The sequence below is a fragment of the Fervidicoccus sp. SLHALR4 genome (genome assembly GCF_058692745.1).
Genome location: NZ_CP182483.1, coordinates 987616 through 1006446 on the forward strand (window position 1 = coordinate 987616; position 18831 = coordinate 1006446).

Consider the following 18831-nt stretch of genomic DNA (forward strand, 5'->3'; position numbering starts at 1 on the left):
CAGAAAAATCACCTTGAAGCTCGGGTGCATAATTCTTTTAATACCTCCAAGTTAAATCATTAAAGGTGTTCGTATGGGCGTTTTATCAGATAAGAGAGTAAAGTTCGTAACACATCCGTTAGCTAGAGCAATTCTCACATCCTTGAGGGATAGAAGCACAAAGCAGATAGAATTCAGGAGAGGCTTAGTTAGGTTAGGGATTTTCTTAGCATATAGGATCGTGGAAGATTTTCCTACCGAAAATGTCGAAGTCGAAACACCTCTTGGCGTAAAGGCCAGAGGAATAAGAATACCGGATCTAGACAGAGTTGTGATAGTACAGGTCCTGAGAGCATCGATGCCTCTCGTAGAAGGGATGATAAAGATTATTCCGGGGGCAAGGCAGGGAGTCGTGAGCGCCCGCAGGGTTGAAGAGCTGGGGATGTCTCAAGATAAGTGGTTCAATATAGAAATCAAGTATGTGAAGTTCCCAAAGATAAACAGCGATGATAATCTGATAATAGCTGACCCAATGTTTGCTACGGGCTCAACGGCGATAGCGGTAATGAACGAGCTTGTAAAGAGAGGAGCGAGGCCGAAGAGGATAATTCTAGCGAACGTCATATCAACAGAGCTCGCCGTAAAGAGGTTCCTGGAAGCATATCCAGAGTCGCAAGTTTACACCATTGAGGTTGATCCAGAATTGAACGATAAGGGATATATAGTTCCTGGACTTGGAGATGCTGGCGACAGGGCATTCGGAGAATAAAGAAGGTTGTAAAGTATAAAAACCTTGAAGGGAAAGTTTAGCGGTGCTGAAAAGTTAATGCGCAATGAGCGTGAGAAAAATGGTTACAGCTCTGCAGGTGCCGGCCGGCGAGCTCATTAAAAGGGTAGCTGCAAGGATCAAGGAGTCATACGGAAACATCATAAAGCCTCCAGAATGGGCTGTGTTTGTGAAAACCGGCACTCATAAAGAATATCCCCCTCTACAGGAAGATTGGTGGTACATAAGAGCAGCATCTATGCTGAGGAAGATGTATAAGTCTAGGGAACCGATCGGCATCTCCACATTCAGCGTCATTTACGGAGGGAAGAAGAGATTCGGAAGCAGCCCGCCTCACTTCAGGAGGGCCTCGAGGGCAATCACTAGGAACATTTTGAAGCAGTTGGAGGCGGCTGGGCTGGTGACAAGGATCCCGGGTGCGGGAAGGCAACTTACTCCAACAGCTGTTTCAATGCTTGACAACATCAGCAGAGATATATTCAAAGAGCTGGTTGATAAGAATCCTGAGCTGAAAAAATACATGGAGTAATTTCTAAAAAAGAACCTTAATATTCCGGAGTAACTATTATATCAGAAAAAGGGTGTAAAAGGTGGGAGAAGAATACGACGAAGAGCTTGCTGAGATTCAGCAGCGGAAGCTCCTCGAGCTCCAGAGAAGAATGAGCATGGAAGAAGAGAAGAGGAAGAGGGCAGAGTTCGAGGCGCAGAAGCAAGAAATTCTGAGAAAGATACTGACGCCTGAGGCCAGGAATAGATTGAACAACGTAAAGCTGGTGAGGCCCGAAATAGCTCAGCTGATAGAAGAGCAGCTGATAATGTTGGCCCAAAGCGGAAGAATAGTTGAACCCCTTACTGATGAGCAACTCAGAGAAATTCTTCAAGACATCTACTCAAGGTCTCGTAAAGAATATAATATAAAAATTAGGGAGAAGGATTGAAGGGGTAGATCTCGATGGCTCACTTTAAGCCTCTCGGCAAAAAGCTCAGGCTGGCGAAGGCGGCGAAATCCAATCAACCAGTTCCAGTGTGGGTATCAGTGAAGACCCTGAGAAAAGTCAGATTCAACTTGAAGAGAAGGAACTGGAGAAGATCTAAGCTCAAAGTCTGAAGGTGGTGGCCATTGAAGTCGAACAGGCTTGAGCTCACGATAAACCTGTCCAAAATATATACTACCAGGAGAACGAAGAGGGCGGCACGAGCCGCTCGATATATAAGAGAGCTGATAAGGAAGAGAACCCAGGCGGAGAGAGTGCTGATAGACGAGAAAATAAACAAATTGCTCTGGAGCAGAGGAATAGAGAAGCCCCCAAGAAAGGTCAGGATTTTGATAACCGTCGAGGAATCCGAAGAAGTGAAGACGAAGGATGGAAAGACCATGAAGATCCCGAAGATAGTTAGAGTTTCTCTGCCGGCCGAGGAAAAGGAAGCTTCAAAGCAGGCAGCTTCTTAGCCTTAAAATCCAAACCCTTTCTGAAAAGGTTAATTATATTTATTCGTTGTTGCTCAAAATGAATTTTGAATTGCTTGAGAGCGGTGTCTGATTTCATGAATGTTGCTAAGCTGAACGTCTACAGGAACCCAAATATTGGAGTATTCATATTTACCAACAACAAAATTGCCCTTATTCCTCCCAACATATCTAAGGCTGCGAAGAAAAACATAGCTGAAACGTTGCAAGTCGATCCTATCGAGACCACCATAGCTGGAATGCACATAATCGGTGTGCTTGTAGCTGGAAACGACTCCTGCATTCTGGTCCCAGACATAACGAAGCAGGAAGAGATTGATGCCCTGAAAGAAGCAATCGACGGTTCAATTAAGATAGTGACCGTGAATACGAAGCACACGGCCCTTGGAAACTTGATATCAGCGAATAATAAGGCAGCTTACATTTCAAAATCCTTCGAAAAGGAGGTCGAGGAAACTATAGCATCGGCGTTGAAGATACCTGTATATAGAAGATCTTACCTCGGTCTGCCTATAATTGGATCTATGGTAGTCGCGAACGACCGCATAGCATTCATTCATCCGATGATACCCGAGACGGAGATAATCACGATAAGCAATGAGCTGATGGTCACCCCAGTTCACGCAACAGTTAATGAGGGAGTCGGCTTCGTAAAAATTGGAATAGTGATGAACAACAGCGGGATATTGGTTGGGAGCACAACGACTGGACCAGAACTTGTGAATATAACTTCAGCTCTCACGTGAAAAAGCTTATGATTGTTTTTAAGCGGAGGCATAAATCCAAAGGGAGCGCAGATCCGATTTCCTAGAAGCAGTTTTTAAAAAGCACAAAAACCGGCCCCGCTCTTCATTGAAAACGTGGAATCGAATCGACATTCTGAATAATTTTGAGATAATCAAGTCTAAAAGATTCTTAAACACCTTAAGCACATAACATTGAAGAACGGTGCGAGTGTGTTAAGCTTATAAACGCTTTTTCCAAACAACTGTTTAGCTGTATATCTCAATGGTGCGTATTAAATGGTCAAGTCAGCATATCACTATATATCGTTGCTTTGGAAAAGGCCTCACAGTGGAGAGCTGAGAAATGAGCTCAGATCCAGAATGATAAGATGGCGGAGACAGCAGACAGTCGTGAGGATAGAGAAGCCAACGCGTCTTGATAGGGCGAGGGCCCTTGGATACAAGGCTAAGCCGGGGATAATAGTTGTCAGAGTAAGAGTCAGAAAAGGAGGGCAGAGAAGGCCGAGGCCCAATAAGGGGAGGAGGCCGAAGAGGTACGGAGTCTACGGATATGCTGTAGCGAAGAGCCTGAGATTGATAGCTGAGGAAAGGGCGGCGAGAAAATATCCGAACCTCGAAGTCTTGAACAGCTACTACGTAGGGGAGGACGGAAATAGCAAATGGTTCGAAGTAATCCTCGTGGATCCCGATCATCCTGCTATCAAATCCGATCCGCAGCTCAAGTGGATAGCTGAACCTCAGAACAGAGGGAGAGCCTTCAGAGCTCTAACGAGCGCTGGAAAGAAAATGAGAGGCCTCAGGAAGAGCAGAGGCCTGAAAGGCACAGTGGCTCATAAGTTCAAGAAGAAGGCCAAGGAAAGAGCCGAAAAAAGGAGGCATGAAGCGAGCGGGGGAGCCAGACTCATTGCTCCTGCCGATGTCCTCGAAAAAATCCACGGCGGCGATATAAAGTAGCGTATTTTTCCTTGAAAGTCAGCTTTCTAAAAATTCCAGTTTTTCCATGCAAGGGCCTCAGCGATGGTAAGGATCAGCTCCATAGAGATCTCTGCTATAAAGCACTCAACTGAAGATGAAGCAAAGATTGAGAAGTGCTTGTCATCTTTGATCCCTCCGGAAGAGAGGGAGAAAATGAAGATAATCAAGTCCAGCGCCAAGGGCCACTACGGCAACGAAATAGTTTACATGAAGATTGTTGAAACAGCCAATTCTGAAAAAATAGCTATGTATGTTTTGAACGGACTCGACGATTATTCTAAAGGAATTCTTCTTCAAACGGTGGAGCAGAGAACGGAAGATAAGAAGCTTTATCTGAGGCTTCACAAGCACATGCTGCTTGAAAACAAATTCATAATCAGCGATTCGGACGAGGCTGTCAGAGTTCTGATCAGATTTGCTTCAAAAGAGGCTCTCACTCAAGCTATTGAAGAAGCTCTGAAAGGGAGATAGCGTTTTGCTGCTTGTAGATCCCTACATTAATCCCACTTCGGTGGAAGAGCTGCGCTATATGCTCGATGTTGAAAAGAAGTTCGGCTACAGAGTAGTCGGTATAGACGAAAAATTCAGCGGCAGCAGCATCGATGGCGTGAAGACATTTCCTGTGAAAAAAATTACTGCTGGAAGCGAGGACGAGGCCAGAGCCTCACTGAGGAGACTCGGAAAAGGGGTTCTTGTTATTTCCAGGCCAAGGGATCCCGGTTCTTTGAGAGTTTTCAGCCGAGACAGCAGAGCTCAAATAGTAGAGATTCCCTATAAGCTGAGCCATCTCCTGGATCGAAATCAGGCAGATCTGTTGAGGGTAGGCAGGAGCTTCATTGGGTTCTCGCTGTCATCTCTAATCGAAGATTACAAGATGATGTGGTGGCTTTCTTTTTTGATAAGATATGCTGAGAAATACGACCTTCCTCTGATTCTGTTCAGCGGCGCATCAAGGCTAGAGGAATTAGCTCACCCACGAGTCGTGTTCAGCATTCTAATCCAAGCTGGAGCTTCAAGAGATAGAGCACTGACCATAATCGATGGGAGAAACTTTTTAAAGATGCTAGGTCTAAAGTTGGAGGAAGACGCGGGAAAATGAACGCCGCATTGCTGTCTTTGCTTGGACTAGCTGTTGGAGCGACTAGTCTGGTCATATCCTTGTTTCTCCTGCTCAGGATAAAGGAGATGGAGAAGGAAATCTATAGTGTTTCCCACCATACAAAAAGAGAATCTTCAAAAATCATTAGCTTGAAAAAACCTAAGAAGCGCTACATAATAACAAAGACAATTTCAAGAGAAGCCATTAGCAAGGAAAAGATTAATTACCACATAAGGAAGGCAATTGCTGCTCTCTACGGAGAGCCCTTCCTCATGCTTTCTCATGCTTCACTAATTTTCTACGATGAAGAGTCTGGGATAGGAATAATAAGGACAAATCGTGAAGGCATTGAGCAGGTCATCGCATCTCTTCACATTGCTGGAAAAGAAGGTTCCGAAAAAAGATTCATTTTGGCTCCCTTGAAGACCGCAGGAACCTTGAAGAAGGCGAGGGAGATAGCTCGGAAGCTCGGGGCAAATATATGAGAGCTCCTCTGAGCAAGCTTTTTTGTGGTTGAAGAGCTTTGATTCTCAGGGAAGGAGGTCAGCTTCCAATACCGGACCGCTAGCTTCAATTACATTGTTGGTGCTTTCAACATTTTGAGAAAATCCATAACCCCAAGTCCCCCAGAGGAGATAGGGGTAATGGGCTGGAAACCCAGCCCAGGGCTGAATGAAAAGAGTGTAGTCCTAAACCTCCCTGCTCTAATGGCTCCGAGAACCTTCGCACTTTAGGGCGGGGAAAAGGTCAGTCACGGTTGTGGTGTAGTGCAGGATGTGGAAGCTGGCTTTTCATTTATCTTATCAATTGCTAATTATCTTTTTTCAAAAAGCACTTCAATTCAAAATTAAAAGGAGGAAAAAGACTTCAGCCAATTTTCTCAATTATCTCCCCCCTCAGGTCAAAGAAAGTTGCTGCTTTTATCCTGACTATTACTTCATCTCCGATTTTGTAGTTTCCATCATTTTCCGCTACAACGCTGATGTAGTTTTCTGTTCTCAAAGTGACGCTTTTCCTCCTGCTGTTAGATTCCAAAATGAAGCCCCTCATCTTCTCTCCTACGTACCTCCTCATTTTTTCAAGGCTAACGGACGAATGCGCTTCGATCAGCATTTTGCTCCTCTCTTTTTTGACCCCATCAGAGACTTGATCCATTCTAGCAGAAGCTGTGAAGGGTCTCGGAGTGTACTGAGCTATATGTATCCTGTCGAAAATCCCTGACTTAACTAATTTCAGAGTTTCATTGAAAGCATCATCATCTTCTCCCGGATGCCCAACCATGATATCTGTAGCTACAGAAATATTTGGTATTTCATTCTTCAGCTTCTGAACTATATATAGATAGTCATCAACCGTGTACATCCTGTTCATCAATCTGAGAACTTCATCATTACCGCTTTGGAGAGGTATATGGGCGAACTTATATATGTGCTCTAATTTGAAGGATTCCACAAGCTCATCGAGAATGTCAAGTATGGTATCTGGATTCATCATAGCGACCCTGATGAGATACCTCCCGTTCACTTTTTCGTTCAGATCAGCCAGCAGCCTTGGGAGGAGCTTTCTGCCTGAAATATCGACTCCATATGCTCCAGCATCCTGGCTGGCAAGCTGGATCTCTCTCGCACCGGAGGAGACCATTTCGCCTACAGCAGAAATTACAGCGTAGGGGGATCTGCTGAGAAGGGCTCTCCTAGCCCTTTTCGTGATGCAGAAGCTGCAGTCTCCGAGACATCCGTCGTTTATTGGGACGATTCCTATAGCTCCATCTATCATCTTTGGAATGAAGCCCCTCTTTCTGTCGCTGAAACCAAGCCTGAGCTTGTCTCCATCGTCAAGAGCATCGGCGACTTCAAGTATTCTATAAGGAGAAATCAGAGTTGCTTCCGGGAATTCTTTCAGAATGGAGTAGGGGTTTGCCTCGGCAAGGCATCCAGCAACGATGAGCTTTGCCTTAGGATTTTCCGTTCTGAGCTTAGATATTAGCTTTAAGCTCTTCTGCTCTGAATCGCCCCTCACTGCACAAGTATTTACTATGATGGCGTTTGCATCACGGTAATCATCAACTATCTGGTGCCCCCTCTCCGAGAGGATCGCTTTCATTGCGTTCGTATCTGCTCTGTTCAGAGCGCACCCCAGCGTCTCCAAGTAAACCCTCACTACTTCCACCTCCTCCGATCTCGCTGACCGCCATTTTCAGCTCTTTCAGAAACGAAGCTACTGAAGCTTTGATAGCTTCTCTCGCTCTTTCTCCAGGTTTTTCACTTGCATATATATAGAAAAGAGGTTTTGAGCTCATCTTTATTATTTCCCGTAACATCGCAGAAGACTTTACCGCTGGGTAAACCTGTCCGTTGGACAGCAAAATGAGATTGGATGAATCGATGCCTTCGCCGGATATTGGGAAGGAAACATATGCAGTCAGCGAGAGGATCGCGAGGCCAGACCTCCTGGCTTTTGATTCGATATATTCTTTCGCCAAACAGGAGAGAATTTCATTGGGAAGAGCAGTAGACTGACAGCACCTCTCCACCTCTATATTGAGCCTTTCGGAAATCCTCGCGCAGTAATCTTTTCCGTTCTTTGAAAGCATCAGAAAGGCCGAGCTCAGCGATTCCAAAAAGCTCTTAGATTCTTCCTCTGCCTTTCCTGTGGCTGAGCTAACTAAAGTTGCAATGTCTTCTTCCCTTTTTATAACGGAGTAGAAGAGAACCTTTCTGTTTATCAGCCCTCTGGAGATAGAAGATAAAGGAGAAATTTCGCTCGACGCTGCTATTTTCAGGATCAGATCGATGAAGCTGTCATCGATTTTGTACCCGAATTTTACAGATGAGTTCCATATGCATGAAGGCAGGAAAAGATCCCAGAAGTTCGTAGGCATGCTCGGGAACAGCCTCGAGAGCCTTCTCCTCAATTTGTCCCAGTTATTGGAAATCTCGGAGAGGGCCTCTCTGTATGTGAGGTCAAGCGAGATTGCTTTGTGGTGAAAGTAGACCCACTTGTACATCATGTACCTAGCATAGTACAGCTCCTCAATTGAGCTCAACAGCTTGGATGGTATTGATAGAACAAGCTCATTTTCGAACGAAGCTAGTCCAAGCCCGCTTATAATTCTTTCGATATCTATGATCCCGTAGGTGGAACCTGTGTTGTAAGCGTCTCTTGCTAGATAGTCTACTCTATCAGCATCCAAGATGCTCCCAGATATAAGCTTTCTCACAACGTTAACTCCAAGAGGTGAAAGGAAAGGATCTCCCTTGTCCTCATTGCATAGCACATGGGAGGCTGAGGTAAGATATTTTGCCAGTTTTTTGGAGCTCCTATCTTTTTTGAAGCTGCTGGCAAGCTTCTTAGTAAACAAACATGAATAGTATTCATGCAGCTTCAGCTTCCTTTCTTTTGCTTCACCAAAAACCCTTTCTAGTTCACCTGAAGCTTTTCCTGCGGATATGGACTCAATCAATAGCATCTCAGTTACATGGCTGTATGGAAGATGCCCAACGTCATGAAGGAGTCCAGCGAGCCTAGCAACCTGCTTGAAATCGCGGAAAGACCTGCCTCTTCTGATCAGAGAAGAAAATTTCTCGGGAGAATTTGCCCAAATAGCATCGGCCATTTTTCCAGCTATATGCATCACTCCTATCGAATGTTCAAATCTCGAATGCTTAGCTTGAGGGTAAACATAAAAAGTGAAGCCAAGTTGCTTTATTCCATGCAACCTGTTCAAAATTGGATGTTGAAGCAAGACATATTCGAAATCATTCACTGGAATTATGTTGTGAACCGGATCCTTGAAAATCGTTCTCGCTCTATCTTGCTCTCCATTCTCCGGCAAAACTGACACCAGCTCTTTCGCTCTATATCTCATGAAACGTATTATTAAAGCATTATCTGAACGGAAGAAGGGAGCAAAGTAATAGTACGATAGAAGTAATTAGCGAATTTGCAGTTAACCGCATCAGAAGCGACCGAATTCTTTGACATCATCGCTTCTCAGTTCCCGGATTCAACATCATCTAGCGGTCTATTAAACTCGTTGTTTTCCACTTATTTATCCTTTGCTCACATGAGAAGGGCTCAATGAAGAGAGTGTATCAAAAGCAACGAAATCGCTCACATGGGCTAAGAACCTGTTTGCCTGAAAACTGCTAAAGATTGAGAGAGGCTCACGTCAATCCAGAAGCTTTTCCTGGATGGGAAGAATAAAAGATAAATAAATAGAGTTGGAAGCTTGTGAGTGAAGAAGAAATGATGCTTTTGAAATCCGATTTGGGAGTAGATGTTTAATGAGCAAAAAATATGGCATCTACATTAACCAGTGCCCTAACTGCGACGGGTCAATTTCCGATTACAGGCTAAACAAGGGGCTTACGTGCGAGAGATGCTTGCCCCACGTAGACAAAGAGGTCAATCCAAAGGAGCTCCTGCAGCTCTTGCACAAAAACGGTAGCCTGAAAGGGCTGAAGGAAAGATATGAAGTTGAAACACTAACCGAAAAATTTTCGGAAGCTTTTAGGGAGGCAGTGGGCTGGCCTCCCTGGAGCTCTCAAATAACGTGGGCTAAGAGAGTTTTTCAGAAAAAAAGCTTTTCTGTGATAGCCCCTACAGGAGTTGGGAAAACTGTTTTTGGACTTGTTATGGCCCTTTTTCTAGCAAAAAAGGGGAAGAAAAGCTATCTTGTCTTCCCGACCACACCTCTTGTTATCCAAATGTGCGAAAAGCTCAGAGATTTCAATGATAAGATCCGCTCTGCGGAAGAACAGCAGCTAATCTGCATACACTCCGGGATGAAGGCTTCAGAGAAGAAACAGGCTCTGGAGAAAATCGAGAAAGGAGAATTCAAAGTTTTGCTTTCAACTTCCAAATTCATGTTGAACAAAAGCGAAGAGCTTTCAAAAATAGGTTTTGACTTTCTGTTTGTAGATGATGTCGACTCGGTATTGAAAAGCCGCGCAAGCATTGATGCTACTCTGAAAGTAGCAGGCTTCGACCAGGATATCCTGGAAAAAGCCGCTGAACTCATAAAGTTGAAGCGTCGCATTGCCTTCTCTGGAGGCAGCATTTCAAAAGAAGAAGAACGTGAAATAGAAAAGCTGTCGAGAGAAATAGAGTTAGCAAGGAAAAGAACCAACTGTGTATTAGTAGTGAGCAGTGCGACGGGGAGAGCTAGGGGAACACGCTCTCTGCTCTTCAGAGAGCTACTGGGCTTCCAAATAGGAGGGAGGACTGAACTTTTCCGCAATGTTGTAGATCTCTACGAGGAAATTTCAGAAGATGAAATCGAAGAAAGGCTCGTCGAACTAATTTCGAAGCTTGGAAAGGGGGGATTAGTATATGTTCCCGCAGACCTCGGAGTCGAGTACACTGTAAAGCTAGCAGATGAGCTCAAAAGTAAGGGAATCAGAGCTGAGGCATTTCACTCGAAATCTCACGAGGCACTGGAATCATTCAGAAACGGAGAAATTGACGTCCTGGTAGGGGTAGCGGTCTACTATGGAGTTATGGTGAGGGGGCTCGATCTCCCTACGGTAATTCGCTATGCTATCTTCTTAGGGCCACCTAGGTTCAAATTTTCGCTTGATTTAAAAGACGCTCACCCGCTCAACGTATTGAAGCTGCTCACTGTTGTAGCAGAGAGCAAAATACCGAGAATTTCCGAAAAGGCGAGGGCATTACTCATCCCGTTGAGAAAAAGCCTCAGGAGGCTCTCTCCTGCCGCACTTCAGATGCTCGCGGGCAATTCGCCACTGACCGGTAGTTTGGAAACCGTTCAGGAAAGATTGAGCGAAGCTAAAGAGTTGTTGAGAAAAGCGTTAGAAAATGAAAAGGTGCTGGAGGTGCTGAGAAAAAGCGGAGAGTTTTTCCTCGAAGACAGCGCGAAGGGGAAGTTCATCATAATCCCCGACGCAAAAACTTACATTCAAGCTACGGGCAGGACCAGCAGGCTCTACGCCGGCGGGTTGACGAAGGGCCTCGCCGTAACCTTGGTTACTCCGAAAGATCTTCCTCTGATAAAGTCATTGGAGAGGATCCTTTCCTTTTATATCGATAAATTCGCTTTCAGGCCTCTCGATGAAAGGGAACTGGAAAAGATAATGAGAGAGGTAGACGAAGATCGCAGGAAGCTCTCCGATGCAATTGCTGGAAGAGGGGCTGAGCGTCTTAAAGAGCTTGTTAAGACCGCAATAATGATAGTGGAGTCTCCAAACAAAGCGAGAACCATCTCGAACTTCTTCGGAAAGCCAAGCATAAGAATTTTGCCAAACGGGGGGAGGGCTTACGAAGTTTCCATAGGAAACCTGATGCTCACTGTAACTGCTACAGAAGGGCATGTGGTGGACCTCGTACCTAGCGCAGAGGATGATGCGCTTAAGTATTCTGGTTTGAAGAGGCAGCTCTACGGAGTGGTATATGATGAGGAGAAGAAGGTCTTCCTGCCAGTTTACTCGACAATAAAGAAATGCAGGGATTGCGGCTATCAGTTCGTTGGAAATTTTGAATACTGCCCCAGGTGCGGAAGCAAGAACATAGCGGACAAAAATGAGACGATAAAAGCACTCAGAGATCTCGTTTCGGAGTTCGACAAAGTGCTGATAGCTACGGATCCGGACGCTGAAGGAGAAAAGATAGGGTGGGACATCGCATCTCTATTGCGTCCTCTTAGCAACGAGATAAAAAGAATCGAGTTTCACGAAGTAACGAGAAGAGCTATTCTGGAAGCTCTAGAAAATGAAAGGCTTCTGGATGAGAAGCTAGTAAGCGCACAGATTGTCCGCAGGATAGAAGATAGATGGATAGGCTTCTCTCTGTCCAGAAAGCTTCAGACAGAATTCTGGAAGGAATACTGCCAGAAGAAAGGTATTCACCCATGCAACGAGAACAAAAACCTCTCTGCTGGAAGGGTTCAGACTCCAGTTCTCGGCTGGATAATCGATAGATACAAAGATTACCGGGACAGCTTGGGGTATGTGGTAGAGGTTGAGGCTGTAGTAGGAAAGCTGAAGAGAAAGTTCGAGTTCGTTTTTAAAGAAGAAATCAGCTTCGATCCTAAGAGGGAGAAAACGGTTTCAATTGAGATTAGCGAAGAAGAGAGAGCGAAGATTCATCCTCCTCCTCCCTTTACAACTGATTCACTGATCGCAGAAGCAAACAGAGCATATGGTTTTTCCCCCCAGGAGGTCATGAAGCTTGCCCAGGATCTGTTCGAGCTCGGTCTCATAACGTATCACAGAACAGACAGCACGAGAGTCTCCAGTGCTGGAATCGAAATCGCTAAGGAATACCTGCAGAGGATCAAAGGGGAAGGCTGGAGCAGGCTCTTTACTCCGAGGAGCTGGGGAGAAGGGGGGGCTCATGAGGCAATAAGACCAACTAAGCCGCTAAGCAGAGATGAGCTGAAAACTCTACTTGAGGAGGGAGAAATCGAGCTTGTAAGGCCGTTGAGCTCAAGGCACTTCAATTTGTATGATTTGATATTCAGGAGGTTCATAGCTTCTCAGATGAAGCCGGCTGAAGTTCTTCGTCAGCACGTCGTGGTGAAGTTTGGCAATCTCAAGCGCGAGCAGGAATTACTGACTAACGTCGTGTATGAATACGGATTTCTGGAATTCTATTCTTTCCTCAATTTATCTCCTCAGCTGATACCGGGAGAGTTCGAAGTCACAGAAGCTAAGCTTTACAGGAAGAGACTGATCTCTCTGTACACGCAGGGAGACGTCGTCGCTCTGATGAGGGAGAGAGGGATTGGAAGGCCAAGCACTTATGCAACCATAATATCAAAGTTGCATGCAAGAAGGTATGTGGTAGAGAGCAGGAAGCACGGCAGGCTCATTCCTACAGAGCTGGGTATAAACATTTTTAACTATTTGAACCATAAGTTTAGAAATATGGTAAGCGAAGAGAGAACCAGGGCTTTGGAGGTCAAAATGGACAATATAAGCGAAGGAAAAATTGATTATGCTGAAGTTATAGCGGAGCTCTACAGAGAAATAGAGTCAATAGAGACATTGGAGGAAAAAGGAAAATGAGAATAGCAATAGCGCACATGAGTCTCAAGCTGATGTCGAAGAAGCTGAATTTTGAAAGAACTAAGAAAGTTGTACAGGAAGCGAAGCAGAGGGGGGCAAAAGTCATAATTTTGCCTTCAATGCTGAATGTTGGTCCAGTTTTCTCATTTTTCAGCCCGGCTCAGGTTAAAACGATAGTCAAAAACCATGCCGAGAGGATCCCTTCCGGCCCCACATCAACATTCCTTTCATCCCTTTCGGTTTCAAACGGAATTTTCATAGTCGCAGGACCAATAATAGAGAGAGCTGGCCCGAAGATATTCCTCACATCCTTTGCAGTATCATCGGCAGGCTCGATTGTGAAGAAGTACAGGAAAATAGTTTTGAATCCTCTAGACAAGAATCTCGGCTTCTCTGAAGGGAGAAGCCTTGAGTATTTCGATCTGAAGGAGAAATACGGCATTCTGATAGAAAATGATCTGTATTTTCCCGAAATTTCCAGAGGATTGAGCATTCTTGGTTCAACAGTCCTCATAAGCTACCCCCGCATCGAGCCGGTTTTCGATAAAAAGCTGAAAAAGCTGCTGGAATCTAGGAGCATCGAGAACAACCTTCCACTCATTTCCGTAGGTGGGCTGGTGAAGAGTCAGGAACAAACAATAGCAGAGCTCCCTACCTTCATTTATGATCCGTATGAGGGGCTGGTCGAAGAAATATCGCTTGAGAGCGAGAAGGGAGAAGAGAAAAAGGGGGAAGAGGAGAAGGTCGTTGTGCTTGAGCTGCAAAATTACTCTCAGAAGATGTATCCTCACGAGCAGGAATTTTCCTTCAATATATTCTCGATTGTTTACAAAGACCTAAAGAAGAAGCTGGAAAAGGGAGATATCGAAGAAAGAGAGGCTAAAGAGAAAAGGATGTGAAACCAACTGAAAACAACGAAGCTATTCAACATTCTTACCGTCGCAATCAGGATGTGGGTTGGCCCTGGGCCTGCGGAAAGAATACCGATCCCCAAATGGAGGGAATCTTTGACCTTCCTTCTTGGCTGCAATGCAGATGGCAGATGTCAACCCGAACAGATGCAGGGAACCTGTGAACCTCTGAATGGCAAGGCTTCCCTTTGGAGTGGGAAGGAGGTCAGCATGGTAAAAATGCACAAATTGCATCAGCAAAATTGAAGAGAAGCGAGTATTGAACTCAAATTCATAAAAGGCGAAGTTCTCATTGTGGAATGGGAGGAGAGCAATTTGAAGTGCACTTCGGCAAAGCTGGTCAAAGATGAGGTTGTATGTTCAGACTCCGAAGCCAAGCTAGAGCTTCTCGAAGCTCTCTACAAATCTAAGAAAGGATCACTGAAAATTTTCGATGAAAAGGGGAAGGAGATAAGCTGGCTCGACGTGATCGTCAGGAAAATGAAGCAGAACCCAAATCTGTGGATATTATTCTCAGTCTACTACGACCTCACTGAAAGAGGGAGAAAAGTGAGAGAGGGTCCTTTTCCCAGTACACTCGAGCTTCTATCGGATAATAGAGCATATGCCCTTGTATATGTTATAGAGGAGACAATTAAGTTCCAAGTCAAGCAGATAGCAGAATGGCTCGACGTGTCGAGGCGGCTGGAAAAAGAGATGATTTTAGCAATCGTAGATAAGCATGGCGATGTCTCCTACTACAGCGTAGAACGGTTCACTTAATTATCATTACAACTGAAAGCTCTTCTTTTTTTACGGTGGGGATTAAAGCTTATATAAACATCTCCGAACAGATGCGGGGGAATATGCAAACCCAGATACATTGAGAAATTAGTAGACGTCGAAGTTTCAGAATCTGAGTGCTCCCCCTTTTCTTCTGATCTCGAGCTTAACTGTCAAAAAATCGATGCCCAATAGCGGTATTTCAATATCGTTTGCTCTCACTTCCGCAGTTAGATTGTCATTTATTGCGTAGTTCGCTATGTAAAAAGGAGGTGCTATTCGTATGCGCAGGGCTGAAGGTATGTCCAGAGGATATGAGAGCTCTAATAATGCATCCAATGAAAGGCCACGAGATTTCAACTCGAATTTTCTGACAATTGCAGCAGGAGGGTCTATCTCAATGGTTGGGATATCTTCACTGACATTCTTTGGAAGTTCGAGGAGAGTCCTGAGCCTATGCAGGAGAGCGAAGTTAGGAGTTCTTGAATAGCTCAAGTATGCAGGGCCTCTCACACTCACCTCTATTTTATCGGAATCGTCATAAACCTCTATTCCCTTTGCAGATACAGCGCTGAAAGAACGATAAGGCATTTCTACTGCTATAAAATTGCTGCTTGCTTTTTCATTCAGAGCATCTCTAACAACGGCATATGGCTGAAGCCAATATACTCTCGGATTTCTGACCCTCTTTTCCACTTCGAAAGTGAAGCTCCCGCTGACATAAACTTCATTCGTGTCCAGTCTTCTGAGGATGAAAGAGTCATCTTCACAGAACCAGTATACAGCGACGTCCTTCCAATTTTCATAGCAGCTCTCAACCCCTTTTATTTTAACTGACTCGGAAAACTGGGGGGGAGCTCGCTTTGAGCCACGAATGAGAGCTCTCTCCTGCCACTTCTCCCGAGGTGCTATCTGCGGGAATCTATCTGGAAGGTAGTATACTTCCTCTCCGTTTTTCACAACGGCCCAGGAGGAGCTGAAGTGAGGGAAATGCAGCAGAGATCCTTTGTTACTGTTCCCAAAAAGCTCGGAATGGCTGATCAGAATGCTCCACCCAGTTCCTCTGAGAGGCTTCATTTCTTCCAACCAGATGATGTCGTAGCCCTTACATCCTCTGCCTAATTCAATCACATCTCCCTTCATGTCTATGATAGCGCATATACCATGCTCAACAAGCTTTTTTTCAATATATTTTCTTGCAATTGGTTGCTGCTTCATTATCAGAACTAGACCTCTCAGGCCAAGCAGTTTATTAGCTTCCATTTTTAATCCGCACCCTAATTTTCCAAAAAATGAGCTTTTAAATGCAGAATAAGGTTGAAAGTGCGAACTGAAAAATCCCAAACAAGCTGTTTTAATAATGTCTACTGCTCGCTCTACTAGGAAACTACTTTTCGAATGGTTTAGATATTAAAATAGAATGGCTCATCTCCTCAAGGTAATTCTTTTGGTATTACCTTAAAGGGCTCATTTTTTTGAAAAGGCTAACATTATAGCGAAAGAAAAAAATCATGGTAATAAAACCACAGAAATGGTAATACCAAAATCGCAATTTCTATTATTAAAATCGCATACTGTAAATAAACTGGTGATATTTTGCCAATCGTATATAGATGCAAAAATTGCGGTTATGTTCTTCATTATCTCCAAAAGGTAGGTCAAGACTACATAGGAATTCCATCAGTAAGTGAAGTTATGAGCAAGCATGGATACATCTGCCCGAAATGCAAGTCAAAACTGAGCAGGCCGTCACAGGATGACATAATAATTACCACAGTAGCAGTTGCGAAGAAGAAATCAATGCTTCCAGTGAGAGTGGGGAGTTCGTACTACGTTCCAATGAGCATAATTGACGGTTTGAAGTTAGGAAGCAACAATGCCGAGGAGGTCGAATAATATCTATGAATTGACAATCAACTTTATCATTTCTCTCACAATGCTCATCTTTCCAGATATCGTGCTCTCTTCTTTTTTGTAAATCCTTGCCAGCTCCAGCAGCTTCGATTCATCTTCTCTCCGCAATCCAAGCTTCTTCTTGATTGCTTCTGCCACTTTGTTTCTTGAAAAAACAAGCTGAGATAAGAGCTGCGGCAGGTTGTGAGCTCTATTGGTTATGCTCGCGCTCCCGAAGTCAATAAAAATCGGTCTCTCTTTTATGAAAAGCACATGCTTTCCAGCCCTGGCGAGCTCTCCATGCTTCACTCCCAGAGAATCCAGCATGAAAGCGGCCATCAGCAGATTTTCAATTCTGATTCTGAGTTGATTCGGGGGCAAGATTTCCGCAGCTTCTTCAATTTCCTCCCCATCAATTTTTTCCATGAATATGCAGTATTTCGTGTTGGAGAGCACTTTTGGGGCAATTTTTTCGCGGGAGTTCCAATAGATATATCGAAGTATGTCCGCCTCTCTGTGAGCGATTCGCATTCTATCGGTCCTAGAGACCTTCAAGGCCAAGCCATCAATCTCAAAAACGATCGAATCCGTTCCCTTGCCGAGGTATTTCAGCCTTCTCGAAGAGTACAACAAGGCTGAGCAGTCCCACAAAATCTCCTCACAGTTTTCGTTTTTCAATGGATAGCAGATTTCCCTTTCCATCTTCAAGCGCTCCGAGGTCTTTCTGCGTTCAAAAAGCTCTACTCTTTGCTGAACAGCTCTTCTTCGCTCGGCTCTCCTTTGATGTTCTTCAGATAAGCTGGCAACACCCACTTAGGCTTGTTCATGCAGAAAATTCTCATCCACTTTCCAATATCATCACTGCTCAGCAACCTGTCTCTAGTTGCTCTGTACACCTTGATGCTTCCCTTGAGCAGGTCCCTTGGGAGGAGAAGGGACAAGCTTTCCTCCACTATTTGAATAGGAGATCTCCTTCTCCTCACATTGATGGAATTGAGCCTCCCATCTTCATCTATCCATGGGCCTGAGGCAAGGGCGCCTATGTATTTGTTGATGAACTTCTCAGCGTTTTCCCTCAAAAAGAAGGGTGGGCCTCTCATGAGGTATATGGGCTCCAAGATTTTTTCTTCGGTCATGCAGGCTACTGCAGCTCTGTCCCTTTCATTTGTCCAGCTTTCGCAGCTCACCACCGAAAAATCATTCCTTTCAAGTGTTTTCTTGATGGAAGAAGCGGCTTTTTTCAGCCCCCCCCAAAGGACATCGGGGTGAAGCTGCTCCTTCAGAGTTATGTCAATGACAACTGCATGCTCAGAGTACAAATCGAAGGGGAGGTCGTCGAATGCTGCTAAAGCAATCTCCTCGTTTCTCTCACTGAAATAGTACAGGCTCGGAGAGCTGAGATACATCATTGAAGCGAGCACGAATTCGGCCATCTTTTTCTTGGTCAGTGCAGCAGCAACGTTTCTTCCGGGATCGACCGGGTCAGGAAACAGCATGGCAGAGTTAGGGTACCTCTTTTTAAGTTCCTTGAAGACTTCATCATCGTCTGTGAAGCCAAGCATTAGAGGAGCTCTCCACTTTTCACTTGCTCTGAGGAGCTCTCTGAACCCACCCATTCTGATTACCAAGAGCTCTGCCAAATATCCAGAAAATCCGCCAACCCCGATCTCAGCTCCATATACCCCTATACCTTTCAAGAATGCCTTCGCTATCCTTATTTCATCTCTGAGCGCTTCATCTGTGTGCTCGACTACAAATTTCGTATGAAGCGGGGTTCTGTCGACAGCAGTTCTAGGTCTGGAATCTCCTCTCATCTTAATAGCAGGAACCACATCTATGCTGTAGGGGCCTTTTTCGAGCGTGACATAAGGGTGCTCAGCATATGATATTCTCGGCGAGAGATCGATGTTCTCTTTCGCTATCACTTCAACTACCTTTTTCAACTCATCTTTAGAGAGTTCTTCACTGAATACAATGAATACGTCCATTTCCGGAGAGTTTCTCAGCCACGTATCTTTTGCCATGCTCCCTTCTAGCAGAATTTCGAAATCAGAGCACAATTTATCAATAGTTCGCTTCAACCTTTCCTTTATTTCCGAAAAGACTTCCTGTGCTCTATTTCTATCTTCTTCTCTTGGCTTTATCCATTTGAGCACTCGGGACTCAGGCTCTTCCACTGTCATG

At 44.7% G+C, this 18831-nt stretch carries 19 protein-coding genes; 14 read left to right on the forward strand and 5 right to left on the reverse strand.

Going from position 1 to position 18831, the window contains the following annotated elements:
- Positions 1 to 73: 73 nt before the first annotated feature.
- From upp to ACLGLO_RS05385, 10 genes are all read left to right on the forward strand, one after another.
- On the forward strand, positions 74 to 748 hold the full coding sequence (gene upp, locus ACLGLO_RS05340; RefSeq protein ID WP_492127885.1) for a uracil phosphoribosyltransferase: 675 nt from the start codon (positions 74 to 76) through the stop codon (positions 746 to 748).
- A gap of 79 nt (positions 749 to 827) precedes the next feature.
- On the forward strand, positions 828 to 1295 hold the full coding sequence (locus ACLGLO_RS05345; protein WP_492129147.1) for a 30S ribosomal protein S19e: 468 nt from the start codon (positions 828 to 830) through the stop codon (positions 1293 to 1295).
- A 61-nt stretch (positions 1296 to 1356) separates the two neighbouring features.
- On the forward strand, positions 1357 to 1704 hold the full coding sequence (locus ACLGLO_RS05350; RefSeq protein WP_492127886.1) for a DNA-binding protein: 348 nt from the start codon (positions 1357 to 1359) through the stop codon (positions 1702 to 1704).
- A 14-nt stretch (positions 1705 to 1718) separates the two neighbouring features.
- Positions 1719 to 1874, forward strand: coding sequence for a 50S ribosomal protein L39e (locus tag ACLGLO_RS05355; RefSeq protein ID WP_492127887.1), 156 nt, complete (start codon positions 1719 to 1721; stop codon positions 1872 to 1874).
- Positions 1875 to 1886: 12 nt separating this feature from the next.
- Positions 1887 to 2216 (forward strand): 50S ribosomal protein L31e, encoded by a 330-nt coding sequence (locus ACLGLO_RS05360; RefSeq protein WP_492127888.1) that lies wholly within the window; start codon positions 1887 to 1889, stop codon positions 2214 to 2216.
- A 95-nt stretch (positions 2217 to 2311) separates the two neighbouring features.
- On the forward strand, positions 2312 to 2980 hold the full coding sequence (locus ACLGLO_RS05365; RefSeq protein WP_492127889.1) for a translation initiation factor IF-6: 669 nt from the start codon (positions 2312 to 2314) through the stop codon (positions 2978 to 2980).
- A gap of 276 nt (positions 2981 to 3256) precedes the next feature.
- Complete coding sequence (locus ACLGLO_RS05370) at positions 3257 to 3934, forward strand: 50S ribosomal protein L15e (RefSeq protein WP_492127890.1); 678 nt, start codon at positions 3257 to 3259, stop codon at positions 3932 to 3934.
- Positions 3935 to 3997: 63 nt separating this feature from the next.
- Positions 3998 to 4426 (forward strand): RNA-binding domain-containing protein, encoded by a 429-nt coding sequence (locus ACLGLO_RS05375; RefSeq protein ID WP_492127891.1) that lies wholly within the window; start codon positions 3998 to 4000, stop codon positions 4424 to 4426.
- 4 nt (positions 4427 to 4430) lie between these two features.
- Entirely contained in the window at positions 4431 to 5054 is a 624-nt protein-coding gene (locus tag ACLGLO_RS05380; RefSeq protein WP_492127892.1) for a hypothetical protein, read from the forward strand.
- Complete coding sequence (locus tag ACLGLO_RS05385) at positions 5051 to 5539, forward strand: Rpp14/Pop5 family protein (protein WP_492127893.1); 489 nt, start codon at positions 5051 to 5053, stop codon at positions 5537 to 5539. Before ACLGLO_RS05380 ends, ACLGLO_RS05385 begins: the two co-directional genes overlap by 4 nt.
- 382 nt (positions 5540 to 5921) lie before the next feature.
- Here ACLGLO_RS05385 and ACLGLO_RS05390 read toward each other — a convergent pair whose 3' ends face one another.
- Entirely contained in the window at positions 5922 to 7214 is a 1293-nt protein-coding gene (locus ACLGLO_RS05390) for a tRNA (N(6)-L-threonylcarbamoyladenosine(37)-C(2))-methylthiotransferase (protein WP_492127894.1), read from the reverse strand.
- Positions 7117 to 8889 (reverse strand): HD domain-containing protein, encoded by a 1773-nt coding sequence (locus ACLGLO_RS05395; RefSeq protein WP_492127895.1) that lies wholly within the window; start codon positions 8887 to 8889, stop codon positions 7117 to 7119. Before ACLGLO_RS05395 ends, ACLGLO_RS05390 begins: the two co-directional genes overlap by 98 nt.
- 451 nt (positions 8890 to 9340) lie before the next feature.
- Between ACLGLO_RS05395 and rgy the strand changes: the two genes are divergently transcribed.
- The 3 genes from rgy (at position 9341) to ACLGLO_RS05410 (ending at position 14754) form a co-directional block, all read left to right on the forward strand.
- Entirely contained in the window at positions 9341 to 13081 is a 3741-nt protein-coding gene (rgy, locus tag ACLGLO_RS05400; protein WP_492127896.1) for a reverse gyrase, read from the forward strand.
- Positions 13078 to 13980: a carbon-nitrogen hydrolase family protein gene (locus tag ACLGLO_RS05405; protein WP_492127897.1), complete on the forward strand. Its 903-nt coding sequence runs from the start codon at positions 13078 to 13080 to the stop codon at positions 13978 to 13980. Before rgy ends, ACLGLO_RS05405 begins: the two co-directional genes overlap by 4 nt.
- Positions 13981 to 14307: 327 nt before the next feature.
- Positions 14308 to 14754, forward strand: coding sequence for a hypothetical protein (locus ACLGLO_RS05410; RefSeq protein ID WP_492127898.1), 447 nt, complete (start codon positions 14308 to 14310; stop codon positions 14752 to 14754).
- Positions 14755 to 14880: 126 nt separating this feature from the next.
- Here ACLGLO_RS05410 and ACLGLO_RS05415 read toward each other — a convergent pair whose 3' ends face one another.
- Positions 14881 to 16017, reverse strand: coding sequence for a hypothetical protein (locus ACLGLO_RS05415; protein ID WP_492127899.1), 1137 nt, complete (start codon positions 16015 to 16017; stop codon positions 14881 to 14883).
- A gap of 432 nt (positions 16018 to 16449) precedes the next feature.
- Here ACLGLO_RS05415 and ACLGLO_RS05420 point away from each other — a divergent pair, with 432 nt between their 5' ends.
- Complete coding sequence (locus tag ACLGLO_RS05420) at positions 16450 to 16650, forward strand: hypothetical protein (protein ID WP_492127900.1); 201 nt, start codon at positions 16450 to 16452, stop codon at positions 16648 to 16650.
- 3 nt (positions 16651 to 16653) lie between these two features.
- Here ACLGLO_RS05420 and ACLGLO_RS05425 read toward each other — a convergent pair whose 3' ends face one another.
- Both ACLGLO_RS05425 and cca read right to left on the reverse strand, forming a co-directional pair.
- Complete coding sequence (locus ACLGLO_RS05425) at positions 16654 to 17349, reverse strand: hypothetical protein (RefSeq protein ID WP_492127901.1); 696 nt, start codon at positions 17347 to 17349, stop codon at positions 16654 to 16656.
- Between the two features lie 38 nt (positions 17350 to 17387).
- Entirely contained in the window at positions 17388 to 18830 is a 1443-nt protein-coding gene (gene cca / locus ACLGLO_RS05430; RefSeq protein WP_492127902.1) for a CCA tRNA nucleotidyltransferase, read from the reverse strand.
- Position 18831: the final 1 nt, after the last annotated feature.

What these genes read in the sequence shown, in the direction of transcription:
- upp (WP_492127885.1), top strand. Translation starts at nt 74, where the DNA reads ATGGGCGTTTTATCAGATAAGAGAGTAAAGTTCGTAACACATCCGTTA.
- ACLGLO_RS05345 (WP_492129147.1), top strand. Translation starts at nt 828, where the DNA reads ATGGTTACAGCTCTGCAGGTGCCGGCCGGCGAGCTCATTAAAAGGGTA.
- ACLGLO_RS05355 (WP_492127887.1), top strand. Translation starts at nt 1,719, where the DNA reads ATGGCTCACTTTAAGCCTCTCGGCAAAAAGCTCAGGCTGGCGAAGGCG.
- ACLGLO_RS05365 (WP_492127889.1), top strand. Translation starts at nt 2,312, where the DNA reads ATGAATGTTGCTAAGCTGAACGTCTACAGGAACCCAAATATTGGAGTA.
- ACLGLO_RS05370 (WP_492127890.1), top strand. Translation starts at nt 3,257, where the DNA reads ATGGTCAAGTCAGCATATCACTATATATCGTTGCTTTGGAAAAGGCCT.
- ACLGLO_RS05375 (WP_492127891.1), top strand. Translation starts at nt 3,998, where the DNA reads ATGGTAAGGATCAGCTCCATAGAGATCTCTGCTATAAAGCACTCAACT.
- ACLGLO_RS05385 (WP_492127893.1), top strand. Translation starts at nt 5,051, where the DNA reads ATGAACGCCGCATTGCTGTCTTTGCTTGGACTAGCTGTTGGAGCGACT.
- rgy (WP_492127896.1), top strand. Translation starts at nt 9,341, where the DNA reads ATGAGCAAAAAATATGGCATCTACATTAACCAGTGCCCTAACTGCGAC.
- ACLGLO_RS05405 (WP_492127897.1), top strand. Translation starts at nt 13,078, where the DNA reads ATGAGAATAGCAATAGCGCACATGAGTCTCAAGCTGATGTCGAAGAAG.
- ACLGLO_RS05415 (WP_492127899.1), bottom strand. Translation starts at nt 16,017, where the DNA reads ATGGAAGCTAATAAACTGCTTGGCCTGAGAGGTCTAGTTCTGATAATG.
- ACLGLO_RS05420 (WP_492127900.1), top strand. Translation starts at nt 16,450, where the DNA reads ATGAGCAAGCATGGATACATCTGCCCGAAATGCAAGTCAAAACTGAGC.
- ACLGLO_RS05425 (WP_492127901.1), bottom strand. Translation starts at nt 17,349, where the DNA reads ATGGAAAGGGAAATCTGCTATCCATTGAAAAACGAAAACTGTGAGGAG.
- cca (WP_492127902.1), bottom strand. Translation starts at nt 18,830, where the DNA reads ATGACAGTGGAAGAGCCTGAGTCCCGAGTGCTCAAATGGATAAAGCCA.